The sequence below is a fragment of the Treponema sp. Marseille-Q4523 genome (assembly GCF_016901105.1).
Taxonomy (GTDB): Bacteria; Spirochaetota; Spirochaetia; order Treponematales; family Treponemataceae; genus Treponema_D.
On sequence record NZ_JAFEVM010000051.1, the window covers coordinates 1 to 11,274 of the forward strand.

Below are 11,274 nucleotides of genomic sequence, written 5' to 3' on the forward strand. Positions count from 1 at the left end.
AAGTTTGTTTAAAAGGACCTAGATACTCAGCATTTAGGAGTTCCTGCGTGTTTAATTTCACAGAATAAGTATTTAACCTTGCAAATATATCAAGAGTATCTGAGTAACTCAAATCAAATAAAACATCAACTCCTATTTCATATTTTAGGATATCTGATTTTATTTCTTGTGGAAGATTCGAATAGAGCATTCCCCCATAATCTCTATTATGTGATTTGTAGATAGAAAAACTATCGCTACAATATTCAATAATGGTTCGCAATCTCTGTTGACCATCGATAATTATGCGTTTATTTCTAGTCCCCTTCAAATTTTGTGTCATCAATATTTTCGGAATTGGCTTTCCTGATAATATTGTATCCATTAAATATGATTTAGCTTGAGTCGTCCAAACACCTCGTCTTTGAAAATCGGGACTTAAATCAAGTAAATCAGAGGCATTCCATTCCAAAAAATCTCCAATGCTGTATACACGCGTATCAAAGTTTTTCATAAAAATCTCCCATAAAAAGTCAACGAACAAGGTGACTTTCTAAGCTATTTAATTCATGGCAGCAAGGGCTTGTTCAGCAAGAGTCATAGGCTTATAAGTACCCATCATCTTTTCTGAATCAAAGTCCTGTCTTCGTGTGAGCAACGCCCACACGATTTCCGCCATCTTCCTCGCAGCAGCAACTATCGATTTGCCGCTGCCTTTATTCTTTTTCATATAATCCAGCCGCTGCATGATTCTCCATCCCGAAGTATTTTTGCATCGTCGAATTCCCAACACCAACTGAACATACGCCGTTCTCAACTCCTGCGGTCCTCGCTTAGTTATCTTTCCGTGACGAACACTCTCATTCGAATCCTGTACCCACGGAACAATTCCGCAAAAGACCGCATATTTCTTTGCATTCGCAAACCTGCCTATATCTTCCGTGTACGCCCTGATTATCCATGCTGTGATTTTTCCACAGCCTCGAATTGTCATAAGACGGCCGACCATCTCATCATCTTCTGTCAATTCAGAAAGCTGTTTTCAATTCCGATTTTCACATCAAAGCCGCTTGCCTTGTACGCGGCGATCCTTTCAAGAAACTTCGTATAACCGACTGCTGTAGTCGAGTCGGGTACTGCTTGATTTCAGACAAACTTTCAATCCTATCCCCAACTCTCACATGCACGGTAAACTGTGTCTTGTGTAAATCAACGCCAATGTAAACTGTCATGATGATCTCCGTTTTGCTTCAGCGGAAAGTCTAATCGGTAGTGCGTTCCATTCCGCTGGAAACTTCGTTGCGAAGTTCCCATTCAGTCTCTTACGATTTTATCATGCCCCCATTTGTGTTATTCTGTATTAAGTATAAAATGTTTTTTATGAAAAATTAACTATTTTCATAAAAAGACTGGTAATATGCAGGTTTATCACCAGCGGAACAACTGTTGCTTATTTCAAAATGAGGATTATTCCAAAATTCATTCGACAGTTTCACAAGTGTTTCCGTAATAGTTGAATCGAATTTTATAAATTTCTCTTTGTCTTTGAGAATTGCAGGCGTTATAGTTGGATTATACTTTTGATTAAGTTTTTCCAGCTCAGTATTTACAGTAACCATTAAATTTTTTATCTTTTGGTACTTAACATAATCAATGTTATGAGTATGCATTACATCATTTCGATATTCCTTTATTTCCCAAAAAGATTCTGTTATGTTAGGGGCAATCTCTTTTGCATACTCCAATTTCGCCCATAAAGAATGTTCTGGAATATCAGAAATAAGCTTTTCTAATTGCTTCTTGTTATAGGGCGAATCAGATTTTAGTTTTTCAAATTTTTTAGTAAAATCTTTATAGAAACTTTCACTTGTGAAAAGAAGAATATAAAGCTTTCCGAAATCTAGGAGTTCCAGATTGTTTATTTTATGTGCAACCTCTTTAACTGAACTTTGCGTACTACTTCCGTCATTTCCAATTAATGCTTTTGCAAGATACAATACTTTTCGTAAATCTCTTTCAAAAGTATTGAACAACGGATAAAGCTCCTTGTTAAAGAATGCAGAAGCATCATTTTCTATAAGTTGCAGGCTAGAATATTTACTCCTTATATCTGTATCAATAATTGAGAGTGATTTTGCTGCATCCTCATCATCTTCATTCTTATTGAACTCGATAATTGAAGTTAATATTTCATTACGCTGTGTTATAGTTACATCAGGTTGATACTTTTCTCTTATCGTTGCAATGTCCTTTTCATTGGAGCATAAATACTGTAGTCTCATAAATTTCCCTCATTCATAGATGACAAATGCAGCCCAATAATACGGATGATTGTAATCATTGCTATTTCGGAATTCGTTTTTTACTTTTCGGTATGCCTCCGCATAAGTCATTCCAGTCCGAACTTTTTTATACATCCTTGACATGAATTCCGCCGTTGCTTCATCATCGACACTCCATAGTGTTACCCCTACATTTCTGCTACCTGCAACCATAAATGCACGAGAAAGCCCTACAAGCCCCTCTCCTTTTTTGATTTCTCCAAGCCCTGTTTGGCATGCAGAAAGGCAGACCATCTGAGCATTCAAGCTTAATGATGCAGCCTCACTTATAGTAAGATAACCATCCTCGTTAGAAGTCCCTTCAAGTTTTCCTGAAACCTCGGAGAAAAGGACGCTCGACATTTCGCTAAAATCATTGTCGAAGTAACCATGACAGGCAAAATGCAAAATCGAATACTGTTTTAACAAACTTGTGGCTGACATTTCTTTTAGGGATGCTTCAGAAGCTGATTCTTGTGTTTCTATTTTTACCTTCTTGAATGCAGTCCTTTGAAGCATTTCGAGTTCTGTAACAGTTCCAGGTAAATCGTGCCAGTTCAAGTTTTTCATTTCAAAATACTTTTTACTTCCGTCAATTTCTTTAATTTTGAGGAGTTCATCTCGTGAAAGATTTGATTGTGATTCAACCAGTACAGTTCCCCTGTCAAATCCCTTTGTTCCGTTTTTCCGTAAAATTTTTCCGTGCTCCTCCTTAGAAAGAGATCTGTCATACCATGCGCCCCCGAATGCTAAAACACCTGAATCTTTATGTTTCGCTCTATCCGCAAGCATACTTACCGAAACAGAAGGTGACAACCCTATGGAGTATTTTTTGCCAAAGTCATCCGAATCGGAACTCTCGCGGAGCATATCAAATGGCAAGAAAGACAGGTTGCCATCCGGAACAATCAGCAAATCCTTCTTCCCCTTTATATAGGGAAGAATTGGCTTTACAAGTTTTTCATACAGCTCATTCCTCTGCTTTTCAAACGTTACTTCAGACTTCATTGGACGGTGGATAATTGCATCTCGCAGGCTAGACACGGAGGAATCGTAGTCATAGTTGGAGTCAAGAGGAACAACCTGAATCTTATCTTTTGTTATAAGAATGCAATATGCATACTTTATGGGTGAGTGGGAGATACTGGTATTTGCTTCAGGTATCTTTTCAGAACCGCATAGAATATATTCAGCAATTGCGCGATTCTTACCACACCATTTTTTTGCATCCTTGGAATTAACTGTGCGAGGATTTTTCAGCTCCATATAAGACGGAACATTTTTCGAAATGCTCAAGTCAAGTTTCTCTAGTTCATTTTCCAAGTCAGAAGCCTTTTTTACCAATTTAAACAATTCATCCTTGTTTTTCTCTTCGTCAGGAAGTTCATTTATGCTTTGAATTTTTACATGGAAATTTCTGATTTGACTTTGTAGCTCTTGTAGTTTGTTCCTGTCTGCATCTGTTACTCCACTTAACTTTGATGCAGCATCAATTCCGATTTGCTCAAGAAAACCCCGGCTTCTTAATGCTTCTGAATAAGCAAAAACTGCGTCATGATTGTTCCTCTCATGCTCGAATTGCACACCGTAATAATAGAAAGGCAGAATTTGTTCAAGTATATCGTTCTTTATAGCCGGATTTTCTGTCCGTGCTTTTTCAGCCTTGTCCATCGCAATCCTCAGGACTTTGCTTTTAAAATTTATGTCATCATATTCAAATGTAAAAAGCAGGGGCTGGGCAATCCAAATGATATCATAATAATTGACATTGGAAGCTTCATATATGTCAAATGCCTTATTCCAATATTTTACGGCATTATGCTTGTCATCGATCCAATAGTATAAATCTCCTGCCTCTTTATATGCTTGGGCTGTATATATAGAATTTTTGCTTGAAGCTTTTTCATAAATATCTATTGCTGCAAAAATGCATGATTCCGCCTTTGCAAGATTTTCAGACCGAGAGTTTCCTTTAAGACCTTTCCATTTATATACGTTAGCTAAATCATCATAAATAATTGCAGTATGAGGGTGATATTCTCCGTAAAATTTTATTTGGAGTTCCAAAGCGTTATACAGGTAGTCTATAGCCTTATCATATTCTTCCGTGGAATCGTACAATTGCCCCAAGTTAATATATGCTGTTATCAATTTGGGATGCTCTTTTCCATATTCTTTTATTCCAAGATTGAGAGCTTTTTTATAGCAGTCTTCGGCAGTCTTGTAGTCGAGCAAGAAGATATAATTGTTTGCGGCGTTATTGTATATCGATGCAAGTGTGCCTGGTGTTTCAGCATAGGGGATTGCCTTTTCAAAGAATATTTTTGCCCGCTCAAAATTTCCCAGTTTATGATAAGCACCTGCAATATGATTATAAGTGAGTGCTGTGTCATCTTTTAGCTTCAGCTGCTCATAAATACTGCATGATTCCTGATAGTATTTCAATGCATCAATATAGTTCTGATTATTTTCATAGGAGCTGCCTAACAAATCTGAAGTTTGTGCAGTACGCCAGTCATTTAATCCATAAAGCTTTTTATAGATTTCATATGATTTCTGATAGTAAGATATTGATTTTCCATAATCGCCGACTTCATTATACAACCTTGCTAAATCAGAATACTGTGCAGCACATACTGAACTTTCAACACCATATGCAGCTTCAAGCAGTGGCATTGCCTTTAGATAGTAATTGAATGAATTTACGAAGTCTGATTTCCAGGAATATGAGCTTCCAATACTTGAATACAAAAAACCTAAAGAGGCACAGTTTTCACTTGAAACATCAGAAAAAAATCTTTCAAAAAGTGGAAGTGCTTTAAAGTAATAATCAAGTGATGAATCATATTCTTTTTTATTCTGGTATGCATCTCCGATGCTTTTCAAAAGAAATGCCCTGTCGGCATTATCTTTTTTTATGCTTTTTTTATTGATATCAAACGCCCTTTTTCCATAGAAAATGGCTTTGTCATAATCTTCCTGCTGAAAGTAAATTTGAAGCTTCCTTGTATCGATAATTGAAAAACAGTAATCTTTTTCAGGAAGTCCAAATTCCTTTAATTCGTTTTCGAGCGTATTTACATATTCGATACCAGGCTCATTATGTGAATACATATTCTCATATACAAAATGAAGTTTGCCCAACAATTCCTCTTCTGTGGGAACTGCAAAGACTCTGAATGTGGAGAATAAAAGGAAAATAAAAAAGAATTTCTTAGTTTTCATAAGTATCACCTTTAAAAGCCCTGTGAGTTTGCGCAGGGCTTCATAGGAAAAAACTAGTTTGTATAAAGTTCGAACCAGCTCATGTAGCGAGAATTGTTTTTTACGACGATATGAAAATTGCCGTCCCAGCGAGGTACAAAACTACACCATGCATTAGGACTATAAGATGTATCTTGGTCTATGAGATTCCAATTTGAATCGTAAATATACAAGTCAAGGTCTGCCCCATCCATAGAGTAAATGTCTACTTCAGCGTATCTGTCAGCAACGAATCCAACATTATAGTACGAGGTTTTGCTGTTACCATATACATAGCTAAAATCATATTTTGGTCCTCCAAAAGCTCCGCGAGTTCCAGCTTTTACCAATTTTTCAACATTCTTTGCATACGCAAGTAAAGTTTTGTCTTTTCCTGCAAGTTTTTTACCATCAGCAAGCAACTGTTCTGCGGTATATTGTTTTTTTTCTGATTGAGTTTCCTTTGTACCAGACTCATCCTGTGTTGCTTTTGTTTCCATTTCCTGTTTTGGGACTTGTGCAAGAATTTCTGCCGCACAAAGCAATGATGAAGCAGAGCCATTTTTATATCCGTATTCTGCAAGCTGCAATGCAGTCTGAATTGAAGCCATTTCTTCAGAAACAGGTGCTTTCAATTCTTCTTTTGCTTCAATTTCAGGTTGTTTTGCATCTTGTGCAAAAACAGCAGTCGCCAATAATGTTCCTAAGAAAAATGAAACAATTCTCTTCTTTTTCATAAAAATCCCCCTAAGATTTCCTTTTTTGTGACGAATAAAATGCTGGTGGATTTTCTTATTGACAATAAGCGGGCCAGTGGCCCGTCCGCTAAACATCCTTTCGACTTTTCCATATAATATCACAAAAACCTATGCTTTTCTATCTAAATTGTGGCGGATCAAAAAATCACATCTTTCTTCCTTGTTATTAGCGGAATAAATCAACAGCTTCATGCAGAGTACGCTGAATAACCGAAGGATCGATATGGTGGCGCCCTTGCTCGCCTGTTTCTTTATTACGCCATCGGCGAGCTTGAGGAAACACCCACTGCCATGCCCAAATTTTACCTGCATTGGGATATTTTTTTGCAAGGCAAACGGAAGCGGCACAGAACCGAACCCCTCCTTGCAGTCTGCCTCATGGATAAGACGAACATTTTCCAAATGCTTTTGAAGCAGTAGGATTATTATTTTCTCCGATCATTTCAATATTCAACGGCATACCATCAGGAGAATCGTTGTCATTGTCTTCACAATCTTTTCCGATGAAGTCGGAATCTGTCCTGCAAAGCCCCTCATTATACAAATCATTTAATAAAATATTGCAAGAACTGCGATCGGCAGGAATAATCCAAAACATCCAGGCGGAATTCAAGCTCTGTTCGGTACTTTTTTTATTGATTGCATAAATGTAGCAAACTATATATAATCGCCAAGACTGGACGAAAGGCCCTATAGGTTTATTCATTTTGCATTTACCGTTTTGAACCATGGAACGTCGAAAAAACCTTTGTATAATTTTATTTTAACCGTATCACCGGGATCCACTTCAGCATACAATCTGCTTCCGACTGAAATTTCTTTTTGATTCGTTTTCCCGTCGATCCATGGGGAAACTTTCAAATAATAATACGTATGCTTTCCCTTCGATACGCGTTGATTTATAACAGTAACTTCGAAAACTGCAGGTTTTGATTTGTCAAACATAATGTTTGCACAAACGGAAAATCCGAATCCATATAGAAACATAAGAAATAAAACGCTGATAACGGTAAGTATTTTTGTAGAATGCTTTTCCTCTGTTTTCTTTCCCGATTCATTTGCGCAAATATAATATAAAAAGGACATAACAAGCATTACAAATGCCGAAACACAAAGTTGTTTTGACAGACTGTATATTTGGGCAGTAAAAACAACAGCCAACAAGCAAAGAGCTCCGGAGCAAAAATAAAAAGGAGAAAGAAGGCTCGGATATACATCCGTATCTTTTACATTCAAGCGGATTTCTCCGTTTGAAAAGCGCATGATCAGAAGCAAAAGGATCGGATACGCTGCACACACAATAAAACCGATATACAGAAAACTTCTGCCTAAAAAAATAGCTGCAATAAAAAGAACGGAAATAATCGTACCGCCCCATTTTAAAATCCGTGCAACCATATGTATTTTTTGAAAAAGTCTGCTTTTTTCATCATCCGAAAGTTCACAATGAGAGTCAGTAAATTCTTTCACGGATTGAGTAACTTGCTCTACATACAAATTATACGTATGAGAATCAAGCCATTCATTCAGCAACTGTAAATTCTGAAAATACGCAGAAACCGTCAATGATTTTATTTTTTCCCCATCGTTGATTACAGTTTTGTATGAAATTGAAATTCCTCTTTCTGTTACAAGAAATCCTTGAAGCGAAGAAACGGGGATTTTTTTTACTTTTGTAAAACCCGAATAAAATTCGATCCCGTTTTCATCATCGAAAGAGCAGTATGAAAAAAGCGCTTCCGAAATACCGAAAACTGAAACTGCGGCAAATACTATAAACAGAGGAAACATGATCGCCCAAGTCACAACGGAACGTAATTCGGTAAACAGAAAAAATAAAAATCCGCACAAAAAAATTGCCGAAAGAAGAATTCCTCCTGCAACGGTTATAACTTTCATTTTTTTAGAAAAAGTCAGTTTTGTCATTTGTTCCTTAATGCCCTCATTGATGTCAAACCATAATTTTTATTTTTTCCCTGCTTGCCCAATAGCGGGTCCGTATAACATTCGCTTAACCGGCAACAGGGTACAGTTCCTGTTTGCCAGCATTGAAGCGGGTGTTAGGTTATTTTTTTTATTGATGATAATGTGTACCGCACTGAACAATATACAATTTATTATCTTCAACTTTATATACAAGTCGATTTGCCGCATCTATTCTTCTACTCCAATACCCTGATAATTCATGCTTTAATGGTTCAGGTTGTCCTTTTCCCTTATCAATACCATTTCTTTCAATATCTTTAATTAAATCATGTGTACTTTTTATCAATTTTTGCTGATGTTTATCAAAAAGGCGGCAATAATCTTTCCATGCAATATCAGACCAAACTTTTACCATCAGTCAGTTTCCTTCAGTTCATGAATTTGACATCTTCCGGTTTCAATCTGATTTATACTTTTACGCAAATATTTCATATTTTCTTCCGAATAAATATACGGATCCTCGGATGCTTTCAGCGCAAAAGGCAGACCATTTTCTCGAATTGTAGCCTTTACAAAAGAATTTATAGCCGACGAAATATTGATTCCCATAGAATCACATATCCGCTCGAAACTTATTTTATCATCATACGTAATTTTTGCTGATATCGTAGTCATTTTTAATACCTCCTACTACAATATACTACGCAAGCTTCAAAATATCAACTGAGTTTAAACCCTACGCACGAACGTGCAAGGAATGATACATTTCGGAGACGAATGTACTATGTTCATATTTTCTCAAGATCGATTTTATAAATCTTTTTCTATCGCTGCCTTGTTCCGTCCTAAAGTGGAATTTAATTTTATTCATTACGCTTGACTTGTAGAATAGTTATTCCTCTTCATCTATTCCTTTTGATATGAAATAATCGATTATTTCCGCTTGTTTATCGTCTGTTTCTATATCAAAACGAAGTCCGTCTTGTTTTGATATTGATATTTTATAATCATCTATTTTTTTCCAAGAAAAAATATTTTCCCATTCCAGAAAACTTCCAAATACAATTCCGTTTTCATAGATTCCGTTATATTCCGTATATTTACGTATAATTATAAATTCAAAAATCACCGGTAAAAAAATTAATGCAGCTATAAATGTCAGATAAGTTCCCGTAATAATTCCGAAAGTAATACAAAAGATAATATGAATACAATAAAGAAGTATCATTTTTTTTGAAATTTTCTGGTCTCGATGAAGGCAGAATATTTCATTTCCGAAAGCTGAAAAACTTTTTTTCAATTTTATCAGCTTTACAAGATTTATAATGAATCTTATTACAGGCAGAAGTACATATGAAATAAAAAAGAAACAGAAAACCGAAAAAGATATTATTCTGCTTAAATCATTCATTTTTTCTCCAGTACCATCCTGCACTATACACATAACAACCGGTTGTACCGCAAACCGGTTTGACCGCATATCAGCTTTGAAAACCGTGTTATGTGATAATATTTTATTGCAATTGCAGCACTAATTTCTTTCCAAGAATATTTGCTGCTTTTGTCAAAGTAGAAAGCGTTACTGAATCATTATATGGATTCAAGAGTCTGTCCAGAGCAGCTCTGGATGTATTCATTTTATTTGCCATTTCTGTTTTATTAATATTCTGTTTCTTCATTTCATCGAGGAGATTATATGAAATCAATCGTTTGACAGCTTCATTCTTTACTTCTACTGCTATATTTTCTTCTTCAAGAAAACTGTCAAAAGAACTTCCTACATATTTCTTATTCATTTTTTTCCTCCTAAAACTAACTTCTTTCGGGTCTTTGCCAATTCTAAATTTTCCAGTGGAGTCTTTTGACTCTTTTTAATTATTGCATGAAGTAAAACCATCTTTTTTCCGCTTACTGTAAAAAAGATTCTGCAAATTCTCTTGTCTGAAATAGATGTTCTTAATTCCCATAAATCCGTATCCATTTTTCTTACTTTCGGATAACCTACAGGCCAAGACATTTCTATAGCCATAATATCAGCACCAACAGATTTTTTATCTTCGGAAGATAATACTTTCAGAAAATTCCTTACAGGTTCATTTCCATTTTCTGTTTTGAAGAAATCTGCCTGTAATTTCTTTTGTATTTCCACATACGGAATGTACCATATTTGATACACTAAGTCAAGTAAAAAAAAAACAGCCAAGATTGACTTGACAGAATTTCTATTACGGCACATGAGCTGATAAAAAATTGGTTAACGAAAATATGTCGAAAGATTTACCTTATTAATAAATAAGAGGCGCAGTGCGTCATCACATAATAACCGGTTGTACCGCAAACCGGCTTTTCCGCATATCGATTACAAATCTTTGTTATACTTTTCTATTTTATATTATTTCTATAAAAAATTTTTTCACAAACAGCTTGCGGAAATACTTGTGTAAAATCTTCCTTGTTTTGCTTTTCATTATTAAAGCATACATAATCGGTTATATCCACTTTTCGAGTCGCTTCTTCATATCCAAGAAGTGCAAGTCTTATTGCACCGTCTGCCGCTAAATCATAGGTATTCGGATTAAAAATGCTTATCCATAAATAATATTTCGGCCAGGCAATCCCCGTTACCGTAGGTCCGTTCCTTAGAAATTCACATGTTACTATATAATTTCCGACCTTTGCATATTTATAATTTACAAGTTTTTTTATTGATTCAATATCCACTTCTTTATTAATCATTTCTTTTTCTTGCAATAATTCAAAAGTCTTATTTACTATATATATCCTGTTTTTTTTCTCTTTTTGTATCCATTTATATAATATGGTGCTGCCGTTCTTTTTATATTCCGTTGCAATATTTTCCGGAAATAATTTGTTTATATCCTCATTGCCAAATTGATACTTATCCCATAATATGCTTAAAGCAATATCACCTGTTGCCAATTCATAATTCATAAGTTCAAAAACAAAATTTGTTTTCTCACATGTCATAGCCTGTTTATATAGATAATCAATATTTATTTCCTTTAAATTAATAATCTTATCATAAT

The 11,274-nt window shown here is 35.4% G+C and carries 13 protein-coding genes and 2 pseudogenes; all 15 read right to left on the minus strand.

Annotated elements, in window-relative coordinates; translation table 11 throughout:
• Positions 1-493: DUF262 domain-containing protein (locus tag JSQ97_RS11885; protein ID WP_205076245.1), on the minus strand; the 493-nt coding region annotated here is incomplete at its 3' end.
• A 48-nt stretch (positions 494-541) separates the two neighbouring features.
• Positions 542-727: a hypothetical protein gene (locus JSQ97_RS12970; RefSeq protein ID WP_239447129.1), complete on the minus strand. Its 186-nt coding sequence runs from the start codon at positions 725-727 to the stop codon at positions 542-544.
• A gap of 33 nt (positions 728-760) precedes the next feature.
• Positions 761-988 (minus strand): annotated as a pseudogene (locus JSQ97_RS13160) (transposase); the annotation flags it as partial.
• 379 nt (positions 989-1,367) lie between these two features.
• The gene (locus JSQ97_RS11895) at positions 1,368-2,261 is read right to left on the minus strand and encodes a BamA/TamA family outer membrane protein (RefSeq protein WP_205076247.1); all 894 of its coding nucleotides are present in this window, start codon (positions 2,259-2,261) and stop codon (positions 1,368-1,370) included.
• A 9-nt stretch (positions 2,262-2,270) separates the two neighbouring features.
• Positions 2,271-5,525: a CHAT domain-containing protein gene (locus JSQ97_RS11900; protein ID WP_205076248.1), complete on the minus strand. Its 3,255-nt coding sequence runs from the start codon at positions 5,523-5,525 to the stop codon at positions 2,271-2,273.
• 53 nt (positions 5,526-5,578) lie between these two features.
• Complete coding sequence (locus tag JSQ97_RS11905; protein WP_205076249.1) at positions 5,579-6,280, minus strand: hypothetical protein; 702 nt, start codon at positions 6,278-6,280, stop codon at positions 5,579-5,581.
• Positions 6,281-6,482: 202 nt separating this feature from the next.
• Positions 6,483-6,715, minus strand: a pseudogene (locus JSQ97_RS12975) (integron integrase); the annotation flags it as partial.
• Positions 6,678-7,007 carry a hypothetical protein gene (locus JSQ97_RS12980; protein WP_239447131.1) on the minus strand — a complete coding sequence of 110 codons (330 nt, stop codon included), beginning with the start codon at positions 7,005-7,007 and terminating at the stop codon, positions 6,678-6,680. The gene JSQ97_RS12980 and the pseudogene JSQ97_RS12975, both read right to left, overlap by 38 nt.
• On the minus strand, positions 7,004-8,227 hold the full coding sequence (locus JSQ97_RS11915; RefSeq protein ID WP_205076250.1) for a hypothetical protein: 1,224 nt from the start codon (positions 8,225-8,227) through the stop codon (positions 7,004-7,006). The genes JSQ97_RS12980 and JSQ97_RS11915 overlap by 4 nt, the downstream gene beginning before the upstream one ends.
• 148 nt (positions 8,228-8,375) lie before the next feature.
• Positions 8,376-8,642 (minus strand): Txe/YoeB family addiction module toxin, encoded by a 267-nt coding sequence (locus JSQ97_RS11920; protein WP_002681991.1) that lies wholly within the window; start codon positions 8,640-8,642, stop codon positions 8,376-8,378.
• A complete protein-coding gene (locus JSQ97_RS11925) occupies positions 8,642-8,902 on the minus strand; it encodes a type II toxin-antitoxin system RelB/DinJ family antitoxin (protein ID WP_205076251.1) in 261 nt (86 codons plus the stop codon). Before JSQ97_RS11925 ends, JSQ97_RS11920 begins: the two co-directional genes overlap by 1 nt.
• A gap of 217 nt (positions 8,903-9,119) precedes the next feature.
• Positions 9,120-9,638 carry a hypothetical protein gene (locus JSQ97_RS11930; RefSeq protein ID WP_205076252.1) on the minus strand — a complete coding sequence of 173 codons (519 nt, stop codon included), beginning with the start codon at positions 9,636-9,638 and terminating at the stop codon, positions 9,120-9,122.
• 103 nt (positions 9,639-9,741) lie between these two features.
• Positions 9,742-10,023, minus strand: a complete 282-nt coding sequence (locus tag JSQ97_RS11935; RefSeq protein ID WP_187419352.1) for a helix-turn-helix domain-containing protein — start codon at positions 10,021-10,023, stop codon at positions 9,742-9,744.
• A complete protein-coding gene (locus JSQ97_RS11940; RefSeq protein WP_205076253.1) occupies positions 10,020-10,376 on the minus strand; it encodes a type II toxin-antitoxin system RelE/ParE family toxin in 357 nt (118 codons plus the stop codon). The genes JSQ97_RS11935 and JSQ97_RS11940 overlap by 4 nt, the downstream gene beginning before the upstream one ends.
• A gap of 233 nt (positions 10,377-10,609) precedes the next feature.
• Positions 10,610-11,274: hypothetical protein (locus JSQ97_RS11945; RefSeq protein WP_205076254.1), on the minus strand; the 665-nt coding region annotated here is incomplete at its 5' end.

Excerpts from the sequence above, each read along its gene's own strand:
- JSQ97_RS11920 (WP_002681991.1), bottom strand. The coding sequence starts at position 8,642 with ATGGTAAAAGTTTGGTCTGATATTGCATGGAAAGATTATTGCCGCCTT.
- JSQ97_RS11925 (WP_205076251.1), bottom strand. The coding sequence starts at position 8,902 with ATGACTACGATATCAGCAAAAATTACGTATGATGATAAAATAAGTTTC.
- JSQ97_RS12980 (WP_239447131.1), bottom strand. The coding sequence starts at position 7,007 with ATGAATAAACCTATAGGGCCTTTCGTCCAGTCTTGGCGATTATATATA.
- JSQ97_RS11930 (WP_205076252.1), bottom strand. The coding sequence starts at position 9,638 with ATGAATGATTTAAGCAGAATAATATCTTTTTCGGTTTTCTGTTTCTTT.
- JSQ97_RS12970 (WP_239447129.1), bottom strand. The coding sequence starts at position 727 with ATGCAGCGGCTGGATTATATGAAAAAGAATAAAGGCAGCGGCAAATCG.
- JSQ97_RS11900 (WP_205076248.1), bottom strand. The coding sequence starts at position 5,525 with ATGAAAACTAAGAAATTCTTTTTTATTTTCCTTTTATTCTCCACATTC.
- JSQ97_RS11905 (WP_205076249.1), bottom strand. The coding sequence starts at position 6,280 with ATGAAAAAGAAGAGAATTGTTTCATTTTTCTTAGGAACATTATTGGCG.
- JSQ97_RS11915 (WP_205076250.1), bottom strand. The coding sequence starts at position 8,227 with ATGACAAAACTGACTTTTTCTAAAAAAATGAAAGTTATAACCGTTGCA.
- JSQ97_RS11895 (WP_205076247.1), bottom strand. The coding sequence starts at position 2,261 with ATGAGACTACAGTATTTATGCTCCAATGAAAAGGACATTGCAACGATA.
- JSQ97_RS11935 (WP_187419352.1), bottom strand. The coding sequence starts at position 10,023 with ATGAATAAGAAATATGTAGGAAGTTCTTTTGACAGTTTTCTTGAAGAA.